The following is a 17,964-nucleotide window of genomic DNA, read 5'->3' on the forward strand; positions in this document are numbered from 1 at the left end:
AAATTCGTGATTCTGAGCGTGGACTTTGCTGCTGAGAGCTACACTTAATCACAAAGAGGGGGAAACCGACCGTGGAAAGTGACCAGGAACACCTTGTGAACGAGACAGAAACAGCTCACACGGCGGCGAAAACAGATGCCCCTATCCGCCAGGCTTACCGCGGAAAACGTCCCGATTCCACCCCGGTGTGGTTCCTGGGTCAGTCCGTGTTTGAGCATCCTGACAATTGGCAGGATTTGAGCGTACGCGAGCAAGTCGATTATTTCCTGAATCCTGAAGTCGGGGTGAAAACCGCGCTGACCCCGGTGAGCCAATTCGGCGTAGACGCCGCCCTATGTACTTCTGACGTGCTGTTTCCCTTGCGGCTGGTCGGTTTTGACCTGGTGCGCAAAATTGATCCTCGCGGTCAGCCGCTGCGGCCGCTGCACTCCACTTTGGACGTGGACCGGGTTCTGGCCTTGCCCGACCCCGATTGGTCGCGAGTCGAGGCGGTCAGCCGGGCACAGCGCAGCGAACTGGCGCCGGAAAAAGCCCTCATCGCTATCGCCGGAGCGCCGTTCGTGCTGTCGTCACTGCTGGTGGAAGGCTCTGCCAATGTCCCGCAAAACCTGCAGACCCGCATCTTCATGCAGTCCCAGCCGCGCAACTGGGAGCGGTTGATGAGCTGGACTTCGAGGCTGGTGCGGAATTTCCTGGCTGCACAAGTGCGGGGGGGAGCCGAAGTCATCCAGATGGTCGATCCGTGGGTGCGCACGCTGACCGAGGGGGAGTATGCGTGCCTGGCGGAATCCTACGCGCGCGATATTTTCAACGAGTTTGACGATGACATCACCAGGATTTCTTGCAGCCTCGGCGCTGAACATTTGCTGTCCTCGGTCGCCCCTTACGTTGATGTGCTTGGTGTTGGTGATGAACTGACCCTAGCGGAGGCGGCCGGAATCGCGCCGGGCAAAGTCCTGCAGGGTAACCTCGACCCGGACCTCATTTTGCTCGGTTGTGATGAGGTGCGGGACGCAGCGCGCCAGGTGCTGGAATCCGGGTTGAGCGCCCCCGCTCATGTCTTTAATGTGGCGGGTCGTTTGGATCCGGAATCGGACCCCGCTGAGGTTCACCGGCTGGTCGATTTTATCCACGACTACCGGTTTTAACGGTTTTGCGGCGGCCCTCGCCGGATTTTCCCTCAGCTTAATTTATGCCTTCTACCAGCACATACGTGTCAAAAAATACAAAGTTGAGCCTAGGCGTATCAAGTTTAGCTGGCACTCTGGGAATAAGAGTGCTAATCTGGTTGTTGTACTGAATGGAACCGGGAAAACCGGAACCACAGCCGAAAACTGAAAACGAGAAACTGCAAAACTAACTGGAGGATACAAATCATGGCTACATATCGTGACCCGTTTGCTGAAATCGATCGCATGTTCAACACCGCGATGCACTTACCGGCGACCCCGGCGATGCCCCTGGATCTATACCGGGAGGGTGACAAGTTCGTCGCCCGCGTGGATCTGCCCGGTGTGGATCCCGCGACTATTGACATCGACGTCGAGGACCGCACCTTGACTATCTCTGCCCAGCGCAAACCCACTGAGGGCGAGGATCTGCACTGGTTGAACCGCGAGCGTCCCGCCGGGACCTTTGCTCGCCAGCTGACCTTGGGATATGGCTTGGCAGTCGATCGGATTGCCGCCACTTATGAAGGCGGGGTTCTGACCGTGACTATCCCGGTCGCCGAAGAGAACAAGCCGCGCAAGATTCAGGTCGCGGTGGGCGGCGACGCCGATAAGGTCATCGAAAACTAGCGGCGGCGCGGGCACGGCACCACAACGCTGGTGGAAACCCTGGCCCCGCCCTTATGAAAAATAATTCTCCCCGGTCAAAGTGCTTGACCGGGGAGAATGTCGAATTTGTGGAAAGTCTCGCTAGTGAAAACTAACCGACAGAAACCGAATCCGCAACTTCTGCGGGGGTTTCCGTAGTGACCGGGGCATCCAGCGGGGGACGCACGCCACGCGGATCCTTGACAATCAAGTAAACCGCCCAAATCATGCCGCCCAAGGCCACCACGAACAGGCCCAGGTAGGCATCGTTGAGCATATCGAGAGGCTCGGGGTTGAACACCTCAACACCGTCTGCGATGTATTCAGAAATCAAGTCCACAATCCACATCAGGGAAGCGCCCCAGTACATCCAGCACAGCAGGTCTACCCGCATTTTGGATTGGGGAGCGTGGGAATACCACCAAGCGGTCGAGGCAATGGCGGCAAACAGAGTAATCAATAGGGTCATGTCCGGCTCCTTACGCTTTCGGGTTCGTCTCGGTGACACCGCGGCGTTCGGTGGCGCGAATAACCGCGAGTCCGACTGCCCATACGACCGTCACCAGCACGGCCATTCCGACCCCGGTAGTGCTCATCTCAAAGAGCATTTGCCGCGCGTCGGCGGGGTTGGCGGCCGCCGTGAGGAAGGGGAAATACGGCACGACTTCGCCATGCCAGAAGTGTTCAAACATCAACAGAACAGCTCCGCCCCACAGCAGGTTCGTTAGCCAGTTCAGTTTGCGAACCAAGATCAGGGTGCGCTCGGACTTTTCCGAGGCTTCGCCGGTCTTGGCTTTATGGGCGAGATGCTTTTTCACAGCCGTCACCGCGACAGCTTCAGCGGTGGGAACAAGAAAACATGCCATTATGAATCCTTACTTGAATGCGGATAAAACCTAGCATTTATTCTACACAGGTTTGCCTAACATCGATAAAAACTGGCGCTGTTGCGGGTTGCTACGCAAATCCGGATTCGTCGCGGTCAACACCATGACCCTGTCCAAACGCTGAAACGTTAGGAAATCATGCCCAGTTCCCGCCAGGTGTCCAGGGATTCCTGAGCTTCCTCAGCGGTCAGCAGGTTCATCGCGAACCCGTTTTGAATCAGGACATAATCGCCCACGCGCGCTTCGGGAACGTAGGCCATACAGGCATCTTGCACTTGACCAGCCACGTCGATGCGTCCCATCGGCATCACGCCGGGGGTAATCGACAAAATCTGGCAGGGCACTCCTACGCACATGACTGGGTCCTTTCCACAGAGGAATGCGAATCTTTGGCCGAAACGCTCCCGCTCTCCCTATTCTAGACGTTTTCGACTTTCAGTCCCATCTGGCCGGCAGGGGCGGAACTGATGGGTAGGCAGGGGTCGGCTTCGCGAATGGATTGTTCCCAAGCGCCGCTCTGTTGTGCCTGGTCCAGGGCATAAGCCTGGGTCAGCAGTTGTGCCAGCCAGGGTTCGTTTTGAGCGGTGGGTGTGAGGATGCGGGCCGCTTGAATCGTGCCGTCGGCTCCGATGGTAAAGGTGTGGGCGAGGATGCCGCGCGGTCCGTCCACCAGTCCGGTACCGCTACCGGGCGTGAACTGCACGGTCGTCGGATCCATGAGTTCTCCCAGGTCAGAGCTTTCCACGAGTTGAGTGAGCTGCTGGGTCAAGGCTTCGGTCCGTTCCAAGACATGCAAAGTGATGATGGCACGCGCCCCGGCGGCGTCGCGTGCGCCAGCCAGCCACCGCTCTTGTGCGGCCGCCGCCCGCGGGGTGGGCAAAGTGCCGATGGAAAGCTGAGCGACCGGCCCGACCCGGTAGAGCCCTTTCTCAGGTCCGTCAGCCCGCAAGTATGGCCGCGGGGCGGGGGAATCGGGAATTTCCTCCGTTACCCGCTCATTCCACCGAGAGAAATCAAACTCGTCCACCGTGCTGGTGCCCCGCGTCACTCTGATCCTGGTCCCAAACACGTCAGGGTTGCCGTCGGCGTCGATGAGCGCCACGTCCGCTCCGGTAAAGTTGCCGGTTGTGACCGTTTCCGGGCGGGGTGCTAAGGCTGAATCGCAGAGGTGCTCGGCGATGTCTCGCGCCGCGGCCAGGTCTGCGGACAGGTCGCACAAGGCCGGGACAGTGGGCCACACGCTGACCCCGCCGGGCACTGCCGTTGCCGGAAAATGACCCGGAGAACCGGCCGCGACCAGCATCTTTTTCGATATCCGTTTCAGCGCCACCCCGGCTTCGCGGTCCTGCATTAAAAACCGCAGCGAATGGGCTTCGACGATAGAACCGTAGTGCAGCAGTCGGCGGGTGAGTTGCGCCGCGGGAGCAATCGGGGGCAAACCGCTCAACACATCTAGCGCCCGGGTTCCAGCCAGATGATGCGCCACCGGACAAATCCCGCACAGGTGCTCGGTCATTTGCAGGGCTTCGAGCGCGGTCTGGCCCTCCAGCATGGCATCCACCCGCGGTAAACCCTGCAGGTCAAAGCGGGCGTGGGGATGGCCGGAAGAATCGTGGGTGACGACGATGCGTCCCTCCATCGGGTCGATGATTTCGTCAAGATTGATTTTCATGATTCTCCTGAGACAATTAGTTTATGCATGAACTTGGGCTGTTAACTTCGGTGGTGGCAGCGGTCGAAACGGCGGCCGCAAAGGCTGATTCCCAGGTTACCCGAGTTGAAAAGGTCGCGCTTGAGGTTGGCACCATGTCCGGGGCGATTCCCGAGGCGCTCTATGGTTCCTGGCCAATAGCCCGGCAGGACAGTATCTGCGCCCAAGCACAGCTGGAAGTCACCATGATTCCCGCCAGCGTCTACTGTCCACGTTGTGCCAAGGACGTGCCCATCGACGAGTTTTTCGCCCTGGCCTGCCCGGAATGTGGGATGCCGACCGGCAACCTGACTCACGGGCGAGAGTTCAAAATCGCCTGGGTGCAGTGGGACACCGCGCCGGGGGACGCTAGCCACGCCGCGGAGCCATCCCAGTCAGCGTAGTCAGCGCCGGACTCTCAACTGAGCCAAGAATCGAGGATTTCCGCCGCGAGCTCGACCGCGCGGGGGATACCGCCGCGGGCGCTCTCGGTCAGTCCCAGGCGCAAATCGACGTTTTCGCTGACCACCCCGACGACTTCGAGCACTTGAGGTTCCTTGCCGGTCAGGCGTGCCGACGTCAAAATATCGAGCAAACCGACCTGGTGAGGCGAAATTTTCATGGAGAGCAGGCGCGGCACGTGATCCCCGCTCAGATGCAGGGCTTGACCGGGGGCACGTCCGTTACCGGGAGCTACCGAATCCAGAATCAACAGCTGTGCAGCTTCCTGCACCACCGGCACCAGCTCCATACCGCCGGTACCGCCCTCCAGCAAAGCCAACTCACCGGCCTTTTGCGCAGCCTGCCAGGCGGGACGGGTGGGTAGGAGCTGCTGGAGGCCAGCCAAAATCTCTAGACCGATACCGTCGTCGCCCATAATCGGGTTGCCCACCGCCAGGACGGTAAAACGCGCCCCGGCCCAGCCGGTGGGGTCGACGTCGGAAATATCCGGCAACGGAACTTGACCATCGAGCTGGTCCGGGGCGTCTGGTGAATGGGAACACTCAGCGGAACGATCCGCTGGCGTAATCGCGGCAGGCTTTTGAGCCATCAAAACCTTTCTACAGTTCGGGGGCGTCAACCGGCTTTGACGTGCGGCGCATCCACACGCCGCCGGAAATCATGGCCGAGATGCCGCCGTGACGTTCTAGGGAATCCGCGCGGAAAGCCAGATAGATATGCGCAATCACGAAACCCCAGAACAGGAACATGATGGCGGCATGAATCAGCCGCATTTGCGGAATGCCAATCCAGTCGTTCGGAGCGGCCATAATCTGCCAGAAAATGCCCTCGTAGCGGTGGGGCAACGCGTAAAGCGCCAAGCCAACGACCATCTGGATAGCTCCCAGGACATAGATCGAGGTGTAGGTGAGCTGCTGCAGCGGGTTGTGCGCCACGTACAGCGGGCATTCCTTGCGCAGGAACAGGTAGAACCCCAACGTTTCGCCCAGGTGTTGCCAATCTTGCTTTTTCTTTAACGGCCAGAACGTTTCCCAGCGCATATAGCGGTCCTTGGAAAAGAAGGCGATAAACACCCGAACCGCGCCGACCGCCATCCAGGTGAATGCGCAGGTGAAGTGGATAAACCGCATAATCCCCATCAGGTAGCCGATTTCGACGCCGCGGAAGAACGTGTCGCCAAAGAACGGATCCATGATGTAGTAACCGGTGATGGACAGCATCACAATCAGCAATACGTTCAGCCAGTGCAGGAAACGCAGACTTGCAGACCATACGCTCAAGCGAACCCAGTCCTCCGTGGTGGGGGTCAAGTCGCCGCCCTGCAGGCCGGTGCCGACCGGGCGGACGTTGACGAAACCTTCCATCTGGAACGGAGTGAGCTCACCGTTTTCATCCACGGTAGCGGTGGCGACCCCCAGGCAGCGGTAGCCGCGCGAGCCCGCCATCTGGGCGTTCTTACGCAGCAGGGTACGTTGAGCGCGTTTGGGTTGGGCCACGTTCATGACGGATTCCAAATCGCCGCGCGCAATCACGGTCGGTCTGGATTCGCCCGTCTTGGTACGTTTCATGTCAGCGATACGCGCCAGAGAATAGCGGCGTTCCTGCGGGGGATCGAAGTCCGCGGCGGGAATGTCGACATTCGGGGCGCCGTGGCGGAACCGGTAGCGCAGGGAGTTCTTAAGGGCGATATCGACCGGGTCGGTGCTGTTTTCAGGAGACACCGCAGCCATGACCAGCAGTCGGCGCATCGAGAGGTCAGAGCAGCTGAAACCGCCGCCAACCTCGATACCGTCCGCCTGGTTGCTGTCCGCCGCAAAGAACTCAATCTGTTTTTGATCCTGCGGGGACGCGCTGGGAGCCGGGCTGGCCTGCGCGGTTCCCGCGGCAGCACCACCGGTCAGCGTATCCGGGGCGGGAGTGCTCTCGGTACTCATGAGGTCACCGCCTCACCAATCAGATTTCCGTCCGGATCGAGGATGTGTACCCCACAGGACATACACGGATCGTAGGAGTGGATGGTACGCATCGGCTCCAGCGGAGCTTTCGGATCGACCAGCGGGTGAGTTCCGCTGCCCATCAAGGATTCTTCATAAGGGCCGGTCACGCCGTTAGCGTCACGTCCCCCGGCCAGCCAGGTGGTAGGCACGACCGCCTGGTACCGCTCGACCTTGCCGTCCTTAATGGAGACCCAGTGAGATAGGTTGCCGCGGGCGACCTCGACGAACGAGTAACCCTGGCACTGTGCCGGCCAGCTGGAGGGCTCCCACTTGCTGGCATCGAAAACGTCAATCCGGCCTTCCTTAATGTTGTCGACCAAGGCGTTGTAGTCCTCCAACAGCAGTTGGGAGGAAACCTTGGCCTCGGCGGCGCGGGCGAACGTCCGACCCATCGTGGAGTTGACTTGTGCCGGGGTAATCCCCAGGGCTTCGATAGCCCCATCAACTAACTCTTTGACGGGTTCGTATCCCTGAGCGTAGGCCAACATCATGCGCGCCACCGGACCGACCTGCATCGGCTTGCCGTCATAGCGCGGCGCTTTCGACCAAGTGTATTTATCGTTGTCGCTCAACCACTCAAAAGGTGGTTCGGGGCCGGTGTAATTGACGGTGGTTTCACCCTTGTCCGGGGTCAAACCTTTATCGTCACCCACCGAGTATTCGTACCAGGCAGAGCTGACGAACTCTTCGATCTTGTGCGGATCAAAGGGGAGAACCTTGGTGATGTCTCCGTCCATGATGACACCCGGCTTGATTGCCGTGTGCGCAGAAGAGATGCGGGACTTGTTGGGATCTCCGCCGAAAGTCGAGCCGGCCAAACCGACCGCGAGGTAGTTCGGGTGGGTCGCGCCAATATCGAAGTAATCCTTGTAAACCCCGGCCACAGCCAAAACATCGGGATAGTAGCAGTCATTGACGAACTCGATGATTTCGTCAATCCAGGTCTTAATCTGGTCCAGCTGGACCTGGTTGATGGATTCTGACGAGTTCGGGTCGATAGAGCAAGCCATGCCGCCCACCAGGAAGTTCGGGTGGGGGTTCTTGCCGCCGAACACCGTGTTGATGCGAATCATAGAACGCTGGAAATCCAGGGCGTCCAGGTAATGGGCGACGCACATCAAATCAGCTTCGGGAGGTAGGCGGTAGTCGGGGTGATCCCAGTAGCCGCCGGTGAAAATCGACAGCTGGCCGGAATCCAGCACCTGCTGCACCGTGTCCCGAACTTCCGTGAAACGCTTGAGGTTGTTGCCACGCCACTTCGAGCCGATGGAATGAGCGAACTCCAGAGTTTTCTGGGGGTCGGCTTTGGCGGCGTTCACCACGTTGACGAAGTCCAGGGCGTGCAGATGATAGAAGTGAATGACGTGGTCTTGGATTTCTTGCGAACCCAGAACCAGGGAGCGAATCAACCGCGCATTTTCCGGCGGCTGTGAACCAATCGCATCCTCTACCGCGGTGATGGAAGCGATGGCGTGTACCGAGGTGCAAACCCCACAAATCCGCTGGACGAAAGCCCACACGTCACGGGGATCGCGGTTCTGGACGATGGTTTCAATGCCGCGGAACTGGGTACTGACGCTCCAGGCTTTCTTAATTTGTTTGCCTTCGGTTTCCATCTCGATACGCAGGTGACCCTCAATACGGGTCAACGGATCAATGAGAACTTTCTCTGCCATTACTTAGCCTCGCTGTTCTGTTCAGTAGCTTGCCCGGTTGATGACGGGCTGGGGGAATCGGTGGGGGCATCGCCGAATGCGGCCATCGGGGAGTTCTTGGTGGCTTTGCGGTCGGCGGCGGCACGAGCGGCGGTCACACCGGCATGAACCGCCACGCCAGCAGCGACGACACCGGTCAAGCCCAGACCAATCTTTTCTGCGGTGGCTTCCACGCCGAAGCCTGGAACCGTGGGCAGTTTCTGGTAGAAAGGTGTGAAACGATCGTAGAAATCACGTTCAGTACAACCGATACAGGGGTGACCAGCGCCGATAGGCCAGCCAGCCTTGAGGTTCCACTGCAAAATCGGGCAGGGGCTGAAGGTGGAAGGTCCTTTACAACCCACATCGTAGAGGCACCAGCCTTCGCGGGCTCCGGCATCGTCGAAGGTGCGCACGTATTGGCCGGCGTCGAAGTGCGGGCGGCGCGGGCACGAGTCGTGGATGCGCTGGCCGTAGGCGAACAGCGGGCGACCCTCGGAGTCGAGCTCGGGGGCTTTGCCGTGGGTCAGGATGTAAGCCAGGGAGGCGGTGATGACTTCCCCAATCGGAGGGCAACCGGACACGTTGATGACCTGCTTGTCCTTGATGACTTCGTCCACCCCAACTGCGCCGGTGGGGTTGGGTTTGGCGGCCTGTACCGAGCCAAAGACCGCGCAGGCCCCGACTGCCAGAATCATGGTGGCATTCTCAGCGGATTCACGCAGCACCTGCTCGGCAGACTTCCCGCCGATAGTGCAATAGATGCCACCGTCCTTGAGCGGAATAGAACCGTTGACGACCAGGATGTGTTCCTTCGCGTTCGTATCGGCTAAGGCTTTTTCGGCGGCTTCCCCGGAGGCAGCCATCACGAGTTCGTTGTAGTTGACGGACAGCAGATTCAGCACGACTTCTTCCACCGTGGTGCCGCCGGAACGCAGCGCAGATTCCATGCAGCCGGTGCATTCCTGCAGCTGGAGCCACACCACGTTCGGTTTTGTGATAGCCCCCAGTTTGTCGGCCAGTTCTTCGCCAGCAGTCTTCGCTGCAGAAGCATGAGCCAGTTCGGGAGTTCCTACCGCGAAGATAGCTGCCAAACCGGCACAGAACTTGACGAAGTCACGTCGGCTCACGCCGGCACTGGCAAGGTTTTCAGCGAGCGTTCCAGCCCGCCAGGGTTTAATCTCATAGCTCATATGCGGTCCCTCAATAGTACGAAATGGACAACAACGTCCGTGCTACTATCCTACCGCGTTTTCGCAGTTGAGCCTAAAAATTGGGTAAAAATCTTGGCGTCTTTTCGCAAAAGGGAAATGATTAATTTACAGTTCTTCCAGCCATTTAACCCACGCGTCGACGCCGTCGCCATTCTGAGCAGAAATCTCGATAACTTTCACGCCCGGATTGACCTGTTCGAGGTAGCCGCGGAATTTGTCCATGTCGAAGTTCAAGTAGGGAGCCAAATCCATCTTGTTTACTACCACGATTTTCACCGAGCGGAACATGACCGGGTACTTCAACGGCTTGTCCTCGCCCTCCGTGATTGAGAACAGCATAGCTTTCGCGGTTTCACCGACATCGAATTCGGCCGGGCACACCAGGTTGCCCACGTTTTCGATAATGACCAAATCCAGCTGGCTGAGATCCAGGTCGTCCAGGGCATGATGCACCATCGGGGCATCCAGGTGACATTCCCCGCCGAAACCGTGACCGGTATTCAACAGCGAAATCTGGGCGCCGTAACCGCCCAAACGCTCGGCATCCAGGGGCGTCTCAATATCGCCTTCAATAATCCCGACCCGCAGTTTGCCCTGCAGCTGCGCCAAAGTACGCTCTAACAAAGTCGTCTTGCCCGACCCTGGTGAACTCATGAGATTCACGACCTTCACCCCGTGTTGGGCGAACGAATCCCGATTGTGCTGGGCTAAGTGGTCATTTTCCGCATAGATGTCTTCCAGAATCTCGATGCGTTCGCGCTCGGTGTCGTATCCAGAATGATCCCCGATGACTTCCGGGTCGGCCACATACTCGCCGTGGTCGTGGTGGTGGGGGTGATCCCCGTGGTCATGTTCGTGTACTGTGCCGTCGTCGTGGCGATGAAAACGTCCCATCTTAGTGATTCCTCTCTGGCGTGACATCTATCGATACCACTCTAAACTCTTCGCCGCTGATTGTCTGGACATCGCGTGAAGAGCACTGGGCGCAACGGAAATCCAGATACTCGCCCAGCTGGGTTTTCGCCTGGCATTCCCGACAGACGACAACTGCCGGGATTTCCGTGATCTGCAGTTCGGCGGGACCCCGGAGGGTGTTTTTCCGTACCGCGCTCCAGGCAAAACGCAGCGCCTCGGGCACAACCTGACGCAGATGCCCGACTTCTACCTGGACAGACAATACTTCACGTCCCGCCGCCCCGCGCGCTACCACGCGAGCGAGTTGCTGGGACAGGGCGACTTCGTGCATAGTGTCTCCTCACTAGGTTTTGGGTTCCTCGCGGCGCATTCCACCTTACCGTTTTCCGCTCTGGGGCGTGAGAGCTACTAGGCTTAGGGGTGAGCCAGATTGCGGACAGGAGGTTAGAGATGCGCCGAGCGTATGAGCTGCGGGGTGTGGTGCAGGGAGTCGGTTTCCGTCCGCACGTTGCGCAGGTCGCCGCCCAGTTCCCCATCACCGGTTTCGTGGGCAATGACGACGAGTCGGTGTTTATCGAGGCCCAAGGCACGCTCGCAGCGGTGGAGGGTTTCATGGAAACCATGCTGGCGACCCTGCCTCCGCTGGCCAGCGTGTTGCGCAACGTGTCCAGGGACTTACCTGAGCAGGAGGGCGAAACTGAGTTTCGTATTGTGCCCTCCCGCCGTCGTTCCGGCGCCCGCACGCTGATTCCTCCAGACACCTCCACCTGTCCCGACTGCCAAGCCGAGATGGCTGACCCGACGAACCGACGCTACCTTTACCCCTTCACCACCTGCACGAACTGCGGGCCACGCGCCACCATCATGGTGGACCTCCCTTATGACCGCGACACCACGACTATGGTGAAGTTTCCCATGTGTCCCGCTTGTCACGAGGAATACACGAACCCGACCAACCGGCGCTATCATGCCCAGCCTGTCAGCTGCTACGACTGTGGGCCGGTGCTGTGGGTCAGCCCGGCTGACGCACCGGACTTGCGCCCGCCCGCGGGGGATCGCCGCCCGTTGATAGCTGCGGCTCTGGACGAAGCCCGCCAGCGGCTGTGTGCCGGGGAAATCCTGGCGGTGAAAGGCATCGGCGGTTTTCACCTCATGTGTGACGCCCGCAACGAGGAGGCGGTCGCGCGGCTACGGAAACGGAAGAATCGGGGGGATAAGCCGTTTGCCGTCATGGTGGGAGATGCTGCGGCCGCGGCCCGGCTGGCTCAGCTTGACGCGGACCAGTTGCATACCCTGCAAACTGCCGCCCGGCCCATTGTGATTGCGCCTTTCGGGCCGGAATATGACCTGGCCCCCGCGATTGCCCCCGGGTTGGGGGACGTGGGGATTTTGCTGCCTTACGCGCCGCTGCACCTGGAGTTGTTAAGCGGGGAATGTGCCCAGATGGCGCTGGTGGCGACGTCGGGAAACCTGGCGGGAGAACCGCTGTGTTTCACGAACGAAGATGCCGCCGAGCGACTGGCAGGAATAGTCGATGCGTTCGTGTTTCACGACCGCGACATTCACCTGCCGATGGAGGACTCCGTATTTCTGGCAAACTCGCAGGTCACCATTCCTTCGCGGCGCTCTCGGGGCTACGCGCCGCTGCCGGTGGCGCTGTCGCGGCCGGCTACCGTGCCGATTTTGGCGGTGGGCGGAGAACTGAAAAATACTTTCTGCCTAGCACACGGGAGCTGGGCACATATTTCGGGACATATCGGCGATATGGGCACTCTCGCCAGCCAGGAGGCGTTCGGGCGGGCCGTGACACAAATGCTGAACTTCCAGCGGCAACAACCCGAAAAAATCGTGTGTGACCTGCACCCGAACTATTCCACGGTCAGCTGGGCCGAGCGCTACGCCACCGCTCATGACATCGAACTGGCCCAGGTGCAGCATCACGTCGCCCACGCCTATTCCCTGTTGGCGGAGCATTCCTGGCTCGATCCGGCGGTCGTGGTGTCGATGGACGGCACCGGCTACGGAACAGACGGCACCATTTGGGGTGGAGAAGTCCTGGACATTAAGGGTTCGCAGTGGCAACGAAGTGCGCACGTACCGACTTTCAGCCTGGTCGGTGGCGACCGGGCGGTGCGCTATCCCTGGCGGGTCGCGTTGGGGATTGCCCAGGATTGGGGCCTGGACTGGGTTACAGAGGCAATCAGCGCCGAAATCGGGGCGCGGCAAGGCAAATCAACTGAACTAGAACTGGTGAAAAGCCAGCTGGCCAGCGGTTTCGGGGTGACTGAGACCACCAGTTGCGGACGGCTGTTCGATGCGGCCGCGGCGATTTTAGGGATTCGCACCGAGGTGACCTATGAGGCCCAGGCCGCGATGGAACTGGAACGTGTGGCCACCAGCTGGGCAAAAGCCCACCCGAAGGCGGATTTGCCGCAGGTCGATGGCTACCTGGAACTCGTCGAGCAGTTGGGCGAGACAGACCGGCCGGTCGGCCAGCGGGCTTGGGCCTTCCACGTGGGGTTGGCGCAGCTGCTGGGCAATCAGGCCCGTGAAGCCGCCGAAAAGGCCGACACAAAAACGGTGGGACTGACCGGCGGGGTCGCCCTCAATCGGCTGTTCACCAGGCACTTTGTGGATTTCTTGGAGGAGAGCGGATATCGGGTACTGACTCACCGCAACGTGCCGCCCAACGATGGGGGCCTCAGCCTAGGGCAAGCGTGGGCGGCGGTTCTCGGTGCCTGCTGAGGGGCACTCTGACCTGTAATCTGGCCACTGCTAATTGGCGAGTGTGTGGAATATAAGGTGGAATATGGGCAATCGCTGCCAATAATGGCAGCTAATGCCCTATTTTCACCTTATAAACACAATCCGAGCGGGTATTGCGGGATTCTCGCAGGCTTTTTGGGTCAACAAATCCGCGGCAGCGGGTCGCCGACCAGCATGTCTATCATGCGGGTGCCAGAAAACGCGGTTACCATCACGACCGAGGACTCCGGTTTGGCCACGACCCGACCGATATTCGCCGCTTCCTCACCGCCGGGCAGTTTCCGCAGCGCCGCCACGGCCGCATCGGCCTGGTCAGCCGGAACCACCGCCACAAACATGCCCTCGTTAGCGACATAAATCGGGTCAATCCCCAACATGTCACACGCGCCACGAGTCATCTCGTGCACCGGCACGGCTTCATCCTCGACGGCGATACCCCAGCCGGTCGCGATCGCCAACTCATTCAACACCGTTCCCAAGCCGCCGCGGGTCGCGTCACGCATCCAGCGGGTCTCCGGGACGGCCTCCATCAGGGCTTCGACCAGGTGATTGACCGCCCTCGTGTCGGATTCAATAGGAGCCTGAATAGCCAGGTCGCCCCGCGCCATCATGACCGACATACCGTGGTCAGCAATCGCGCCGGACACAATCAAACGATCCCCACGCTGCACTTTGCTGGCGCCCAGTTCCCTACCGGCGGGCACAATCCCGACTCCGGCCGTGTTGATGAACAGCTTGTCGCCGCTGCCCTGGGGCACGACCTTGGTATCGCCGGTGATAATCCGCACTCCCGCCGCCTCGGCGGCGTCGCGCATCGCCTGGACTTCCCGGCGCAAATCCGCGATGGGCAGGCCCTCTTCCAGGATGAAACCGGCACTGATGACTTTCGGAATAGCCCCGCTGACTGCCAGGTCGTTGACTGTCCCGTTCACCGCCAGTTCCCCGATGGAGCCGCCGGGGAAAACCAGGGGATTGACCACATAGGAATCGGTAGACATCGCGAGTTTGCCGCCCACCGGGCTTGTGCCCTCCCCGGTCAAACCCGTAAGCAGTTCCGCTAGGGGAAGCACCCCGGCATCGGTCAGTTCCTCGAGCACCTCGTTGCCGTAACCGGAAACGAAAACCTGTTCGACCAGGGCTGCTGAAGCCTTACCCCCCGCCCCGTGAGAAAGCGTCACATAGTCGTCTTTCAGCTGCATTCCGCGGCGGCGTACCCGCGCGATATTCGAGTTCACTTGCAATTCATCTTGATTCAGGCGGTTTTTCGGATCCACACATTGATAATCGCACAAACGACTCACCTTTTTCATCTTTTGGACGGACTGGGAAAATACAAGTAACCTGGAAAGGTCTATGGAAAGGGAGCAGCCGATGTGTTTGGGAGTGCCTGCCGAGATTGTGGCATTTGACGAGGCGGAAAGCGGACGGGCGAAAGTGTCACTGTCCGGGGTGGAACGCATGATTTCCACGGATTTGCTGATGGATGAGGACGTTAAGGTCGGCGATTGGGTGCTGGTGCACGTCGGTTTCGCCATGTCCAAGATTGACGCTGCGGAAGCCGCCACCACCCTGGATCAAATTAAGAAACTGGGCCAGTTTGAGAGCGAGCTGGAACAGTTTAAGACGACTTCAGCGGATTAGGGCAGCTCCCCAGCGCCCGCACGGAAGTCTGTCGAGGAATCTGTCGAGAAGAGAGCAATCACGAGATGAAGTACGTTGACGAATTTCGCGACCCCGAGTTCGCCCGGAAACTGGTGGGGCGCATCAACGCTGAGGCCGCCCATTTTGAACGCCCGCTAGCGTTTATGGAGATTTGCGGAGGCCACACCCACACGATTTACCGTCACGGGTTGGAGCATCTGCTGCCGGAAAACGTCCAGTTTATTCACGGTCCCGGCTGTCCGGTGTGCGTTATTCCGATGGGAAGGGTGGACGACGCGCTGTGGCTGGCGAATCAGCCGGACGTGATTTTGACGACTTTCGGGGACATGATGCGGGTTCCCGGTTCACAAGGGTCCTTGTTGCAGGCTCGCGCGCGCGGTTGCGATGTGCGGTTCGTGTATTCCCCATTGGATGCCCTGAAAATTGCCAAAGAAAACCCGGATAAACAGGTTGTTTTCTTTGCTATCGGGTTTGAAACGACCGCGCCTTCCACCGCCGTGACCCTGGTGGCGGCACAGAAACAGCAGGTGCGGAACTTTTCTGTGTTTTCCAACCACGTCAAAATTGAGCCGCCCTTGCGGGCCATCGTCGGGGCTGATGAGACGCGGATTGACGGGTTTATCGGGCCGGGTCACGTGGCGACCGTGGTGGGGTCTGACGCGTTCAAATTCCTGCCCGAGGAATACAACAAACCCGTGGTCGTGACCGGTTTCGAGCCGTTGGATATTTTGCAGTCCGTGGCGATGCTCATCGACCAGTACACCAGCGGGGCGGTAGACCGTGGCGAGGCTCGGGTAGAAAACCAGTATTCTCGGGTCGTGCGCGATGGCGGGAATCCGGCGGCTTTGCGGTTGCTGGATCGCGTGTTTGCCACCCGCGACACGTTCGAGTGGCGTGGCTTGGGGTGGATGCCGTATTCCGGCATGGGGATTTCTGAGGAGTTCGCCGCCTGGGACGCCGAGCGGCTGTTTGACGTTCCCGGCCAGCGGGTGCCTGACCCGCCGGCCTGCGAATGCGGTTCCGTGTTGACCGGGCGGATTAAACCGTGGGAATGCAAAGTGTTCGGCACCGCCTGCTCGCCCGAGAAACCCATCGGGACCTGCATGGTTTCCCCCGAAGGTGCCTGTGCCGCGTTCTATAACTTCGGCCGTATCGACCGGGAAACCGCCCACGCCATCGTGATAGAGGACTAGGCTCGCTAGGACTAGGCCCGCGCGCGGCTAGACGTTGAACTTGAACTCGACGGTATGTCGTTGCAAAGTTACTTTGTCGTTAGACTGCAACAATCAGGAAACAGTAATTACATCAGTACACAGAGAACTTATAGGGCGCACGGAAACACTTATAGGTTTTGCGGAAACAATATGGGGTGCACTCTGGACCCCTTTAAAACTCTGAGCCTAGGAGAGATCCGGCCCCTCTGCCCCGGCTCCGTAACTCCTATTGTTTCCGCATAGCCTCGTACAATCCGCATAACCCGCGTGTCGGTGTCCCGCCCCTTCTTCCCCATCGTCGACGGCGCCGACATGGTCCGGTTCGGCCTGCAGACCTCCGGCTCCGACCAGGTAGATGCGCTACTTGATGTCGGCTCCACCACCTTCGGTGGCACCTACGCAGCCGAGCCGGACAAGCTCATTGAGCAGCTCAAAAGCTGACGCCATCGTCATATCCGCCGACACCCTGCTCATCACCATCCCCACCAGGATGGGGGACGTCGACGTGAAGATTTTGGACAACTTCGCCACTCATGCCGCCCCCGCGTTGGGTTGGCAGCCGAACCGCGAAGGACCAGTCATCGCTTCTCCCATCGACTAATTCGTACAGGTCGCAGGACCTTCGCGTGACTTTCAGCTCAGTCCATTTGAAATAGTTCAGCACTCGCTGTATAGTTCAGTACATGCTGACTATTGCTTCACGCCTCGACGTCATGAACCGGCTCGGCCGGGCCATGGCGGATCCGACGCGCTCCAGAATCCTGATGACCCTACTAGACGGCCCGAGCTACCCGGCCGTACTTTCGCGCGACCTGGGCCTAACCCGCTCGAACGTCTCGAACCACCTGACCTGCCTGCGTGACTGCGGCATCGTCGTTGCCGAGCCGGAGGGCCGCAAGACACGCTACGAAATAGCCGATCCGCAGCTCGCGGCAGCGCTCAACGGACTGGTGAACGCGACGTTGGCTGTCGACGAAAACGCCCCGTGCATCGACCCTGAGTGCTTGGTGCCCGGCTGCGACGAGAAAGGAGCGGACGCATGAGTTCAGCATGTGGATGCGAACACGAACCCGCCACGGAGATCGAAGCTCTCGATCGGCCATGGTGGAAGGACCCCGAGTTGCTACTGCCGATCTTCTCCGGCGTAGCCCTCTGCATAGGCCTGGCGCTGGACTGGTCCGACTTGGAGGCGCCCGCGACGGTACTGTATTGGGTTGGCCTGCTGCTAGGGGCGTATACGTTCGCGCCCGGGGCGATCCGGAACCTTGTCACGAAGCGCAAGCTTGGCATTGGCTTGCTGATGACAATCAGCGCGATCGGCGCGGTGATCCTCGGTTACGTCGGAGAGGCCGCGGCGTTAGCGTTCCTGTACTCGATCGCCGAGGCACTGGAAGACAAGGCGATGGACCGGGCCCAGGGCGGACTGCGGGCACTGTTGAAGTTGGTACCGCAGACCGCGACGGTGCTACACGACGGCACAGCGGCCGAGGTCGCAGCGAAGGACCTCGTAGTTGGCGAGCTAATGCTCGTGCGCCCCGGGGGGGGGGTCGCCCCCGCGGGGCTCATTCCGGCCGGGGGGGCCCCCCCTTCCCCCCCCCCACCACCCCCCGGGGCCCCAACCCGGCGGAGTTGAGCCGCCGACGCGG

The 17,964-nt window shown here is 59.9% G+C and carries 20 protein-coding genes; 9 read left to right on the forward strand and 11 right to left on the reverse strand.

Translation table 11 applies throughout. The features are described 5' to 3' along the window. Nucleotides 1–95 precede the first annotated feature (95 nt). Entirely contained in the window at nt 96–1,148 is a 1,053-nt protein-coding gene (locus RDL66_RS00755; protein WP_308534578.1) for a uroporphyrinogen decarboxylase family protein, read from the forward strand. 228 nt (nt 1,149–1,376) lie between these two features. Next, a complete protein-coding gene (locus RDL66_RS00760) occupies nt 1,377–1,799 on the forward strand; it encodes an Hsp20/alpha crystallin family protein (RefSeq protein ID WP_308534579.1) in 423 nt (140 codons plus the stop codon). 130 nt (nt 1,800–1,929) lie between these two features. On the opposite strand, the gene RDL66_RS00765 is transcribed toward RDL66_RS00760, so the two are convergent. The 4 genes from RDL66_RS00765 to RDL66_RS00780 all read right to left on the reverse strand — a co-directional run bounded on the left by RDL66_RS00765 (nt 1,930) and on the right by RDL66_RS00780 (nt 4,376). After that, on the reverse strand, nt 1,930–2,286 hold the full coding sequence (locus RDL66_RS00765; RefSeq protein WP_297723938.1) for a hypothetical protein: 357 nt from the start codon (nt 2,284–2,286) through the stop codon (nt 1,930–1,932). 10 nt (nt 2,287–2,296) lie between these two features. Further along, nucleotides 2,297–2,683: a hypothetical protein gene (locus RDL66_RS00770; protein WP_308534580.1), complete on the reverse strand. Its 387-nt coding sequence runs from the start codon at nt 2,681–2,683 to the stop codon at nt 2,297–2,299. Between the two features lie 149 nt (nt 2,684–2,832). After that, the gene (locus RDL66_RS00775; protein ID WP_295027885.1) at nt 2,833–3,060 is read right to left on the reverse strand and encodes a HypC/HybG/HupF family hydrogenase formation chaperone; all 228 of its coding nucleotides are present in this window, start codon (nt 3,058–3,060) and stop codon (nt 2,833–2,835) included. 62 nt (nt 3,061–3,122) lie between these two features. After that, entirely contained in the window at nt 3,123–4,376 is a 1,254-nt protein-coding gene (locus RDL66_RS00780) for a nickel-dependent hydrogenase large subunit (RefSeq protein WP_308534581.1), read from the reverse strand. A gap of 23 nt (nt 4,377–4,399) precedes the next feature. Here RDL66_RS00780 and RDL66_RS00785 point away from each other — a divergent pair, with 23 nt between their 5' ends. Further along, nucleotides 4,400–4,798, forward strand: a complete 399-nt coding sequence (locus RDL66_RS00785) for a hydrogenase maturation nickel metallochaperone HypA (protein WP_308534582.1) — start codon at nt 4,400–4,402, stop codon at nt 4,796–4,798. Between the two features lie 14 nt (nt 4,799–4,812). Here RDL66_RS00785 and RDL66_RS00790 read toward each other — a convergent pair whose 3' ends face one another. The 6 genes from RDL66_RS00790 to RDL66_RS00815 all read right to left on the reverse strand — a co-directional run bounded on the left by RDL66_RS00790 (nt 4,813) and on the right by RDL66_RS00815 (nt 11,007). Then, nucleotides 4,813–5,445 (reverse strand): hydrogenase maturation protease, encoded by a 633-nt coding sequence (locus RDL66_RS00790; RefSeq protein ID WP_308534583.1) that lies wholly within the window; start codon nt 5,443–5,445, stop codon nt 4,813–4,815. Nucleotides 5,446–5,455: 10 nt separating this feature from the next. Further along, entirely contained in the window at nt 5,456–6,790 is a 1,335-nt protein-coding gene (gene cybH, locus RDL66_RS00795) for a Ni/Fe-hydrogenase, b-type cytochrome subunit (RefSeq protein WP_308534584.1), read from the reverse strand. Beyond that, nucleotides 6,787–8,529 (reverse strand): nickel-dependent hydrogenase large subunit, encoded by a 1,743-nt coding sequence (locus RDL66_RS00800; RefSeq protein ID WP_308534585.1) that lies wholly within the window; start codon nt 8,527–8,529, stop codon nt 6,787–6,789. Before RDL66_RS00800 ends, cybH begins: the two co-directional genes overlap by 4 nt. Then, nucleotides 8,529–9,740 (reverse strand): hydrogenase small subunit, encoded by a 1,212-nt coding sequence (locus RDL66_RS00805; protein WP_308534586.1) that lies wholly within the window; start codon nt 9,738–9,740, stop codon nt 8,529–8,531. Before RDL66_RS00805 ends, RDL66_RS00800 begins: the two co-directional genes overlap by 1 nt. Before the next feature lie 126 nt (nt 9,741–9,866). Then, nucleotides 9,867–10,655: a hydrogenase nickel incorporation protein HypB gene (gene hypB, locus RDL66_RS00810; RefSeq protein ID WP_308534587.1), complete on the reverse strand. Its 789-nt coding sequence runs from the start codon at nt 10,653–10,655 to the stop codon at nt 9,867–9,869. 1 nt (nt 10,656) lies between these two features. Continuing rightward, nucleotides 10,657–11,007 carry a hydrogenase maturation nickel metallochaperone HypA gene (locus RDL66_RS00815; RefSeq protein ID WP_308534588.1) on the reverse strand — a complete coding sequence of 117 codons (351 nt, stop codon included), beginning with the start codon at nt 11,005–11,007 and terminating at the stop codon, nt 10,657–10,659. Nucleotides 11,008–11,096: 89 nt separating this feature from the next. On the opposite strand from RDL66_RS00815, the gene hypF reads away from it, so the two are divergent. Beyond that, nucleotides 11,097–13,421 carry a carbamoyltransferase HypF gene (hypF, locus tag RDL66_RS00820; RefSeq protein WP_308534589.1) on the forward strand — a complete coding sequence of 775 codons (2,325 nt, stop codon included), beginning with the start codon at nt 11,097–11,099 and terminating at the stop codon, nt 13,419–13,421. 161 nt (nt 13,422–13,582) lie between these two features. Here the strand turns inward: hypF and hypE are convergent, their stop codons facing one another. Beyond that, nucleotides 13,583–14,743: a hydrogenase expression/formation protein HypE gene (gene hypE / locus RDL66_RS00825; protein WP_308534590.1), complete on the reverse strand. Its 1,161-nt coding sequence runs from the start codon at nt 14,741–14,743 to the stop codon at nt 13,583–13,585. A 70-nt stretch (nt 14,744–14,813) separates the two neighbouring features. Between hypE and RDL66_RS00830 the strand changes: the two genes are divergently transcribed. The 5 genes from RDL66_RS00830 (at nt 14,814) to RDL66_RS00850 (ending at nt 17,361) form a co-directional block, all read left to right on the forward strand. Further along, the gene (locus RDL66_RS00830) at nt 14,814–15,083 is read left to right on the forward strand and encodes a HypC/HybG/HupF family hydrogenase formation chaperone (RefSeq protein ID WP_282922534.1); all 270 of its coding nucleotides are present in this window, start codon (nt 14,814–14,816) and stop codon (nt 15,081–15,083) included. Between the two features lie 65 nt (nt 15,084–15,148). Then, nucleotides 15,149–16,297, forward strand: a complete 1,149-nt coding sequence (gene hypD / locus RDL66_RS00835) for a hydrogenase formation protein HypD (protein WP_308534591.1) — start codon at nt 15,149–15,151, stop codon at nt 16,295–16,297. Nucleotides 16,298–16,585: 288 nt separating this feature from the next. Further along, a complete protein-coding gene (locus RDL66_RS00840) occupies nt 16,586–16,759 on the forward strand; it encodes a hypothetical protein (RefSeq protein ID WP_299296844.1) in 174 nt (57 codons plus the stop codon). Next, nucleotides 16,740–16,919 (forward strand): hypothetical protein, encoded by a 180-nt coding sequence (locus RDL66_RS00845; RefSeq protein WP_299296842.1) that lies wholly within the window; start codon nt 16,740–16,742, stop codon nt 16,917–16,919. The genes RDL66_RS00840 and RDL66_RS00845 overlap by 20 nt, the downstream gene beginning before the upstream one ends. 82 nt (nt 16,920–17,001) lie before the next feature. Continuing rightward, nucleotides 17,002–17,361 (forward strand): helix-turn-helix transcriptional regulator, encoded by a 360-nt coding sequence (locus RDL66_RS00850; protein ID WP_299296839.1) that lies wholly within the window; start codon nt 17,002–17,004, stop codon nt 17,359–17,361. Nucleotides 17,362–17,964 lie beyond the last annotated feature (603 nt).

Source organism: uncultured Mobiluncus sp. (assembly GCF_902488535.1).
GTDB lineage: Bacteria > Actinomycetota > Actinomycetes > Actinomycetales > Actinomycetaceae > Mobiluncus.

Excerpts from the sequence above, each read along its gene's own strand:
- RDL66_RS00815 (WP_308534588.1), bottom strand. The coding sequence starts at position 11,007 with ATGCACGAAGTCGCCCTGTCCCAGCAACTCGCTCGCGTGGTAGCGCGC.
- RDL66_RS00760 (WP_308534579.1), top strand. The coding sequence starts at position 1,377 with ATGGCTACATATCGTGACCCGTTTGCTGAAATCGATCGCATGTTCAAC.
- RDL66_RS00770 (WP_308534580.1), bottom strand. The coding sequence starts at position 2,683 with ATGGCATGTTTTCTTGTTCCCACCGCTGAAGCTGTCGCGGTGACGGCT.
- cybH (WP_308534584.1), bottom strand. The coding sequence starts at position 6,790 with ATGAGTACCGAGAGCACTCCCGCCCCGGATACGCTGACCGGTGGTGCT.
- RDL66_RS00765 (WP_297723938.1), bottom strand. The coding sequence starts at position 2,286 with ATGACCCTATTGATTACTCTGTTTGCCGCCATTGCCTCGACCGCTTGG.
- RDL66_RS00850 (WP_299296839.1), top strand. The coding sequence starts at position 17,002 with ATGCTGACTATTGCTTCACGCCTCGACGTCATGAACCGGCTCGGCCGG.
- hypD (WP_308534591.1), top strand. The coding sequence starts at position 15,149 with ATGAAGTACGTTGACGAATTTCGCGACCCCGAGTTCGCCCGGAAACTG.
- hypB (WP_308534587.1), bottom strand. The coding sequence starts at position 10,655 with ATGGGACGTTTTCATCGCCACGACGACGGCACAGTACACGAACATGAC.
- RDL66_RS00800 (WP_308534585.1), bottom strand. The coding sequence starts at position 8,529 with ATGGCAGAGAAAGTTCTCATTGATCCGTTGACCCGTATTGAGGGTCAC.
- RDL66_RS00785 (WP_308534582.1), top strand. The coding sequence starts at position 4,400 with ATGCATGAACTTGGGCTGTTAACTTCGGTGGTGGCAGCGGTCGAAACG.
- RDL66_RS00790 (WP_308534583.1), bottom strand. The coding sequence starts at position 5,445 with ATGGCTCAAAAGCCTGCCGCGATTACGCCAGCGGATCGTTCCGCTGAG.
- RDL66_RS00775 (WP_295027885.1), bottom strand. The coding sequence starts at position 3,060 with ATGTGCGTAGGAGTGCCCTGCCAGATTTTGTCGATTACCCCCGGCGTG.
- RDL66_RS00830 (WP_282922534.1), top strand. The coding sequence starts at position 14,814 with ATGTGTTTGGGAGTGCCTGCCGAGATTGTGGCATTTGACGAGGCGGAA.
- RDL66_RS00805 (WP_308534586.1), bottom strand. The coding sequence starts at position 9,740 with ATGAGCTATGAGATTAAACCCTGGCGGGCTGGAACGCTCGCTGAAAAC.
- RDL66_RS00780 (WP_308534581.1), bottom strand. The coding sequence starts at position 4,376 with ATGAAAATCAATCTTGACGAAATCATCGACCCGATGGAGGGACGCATC.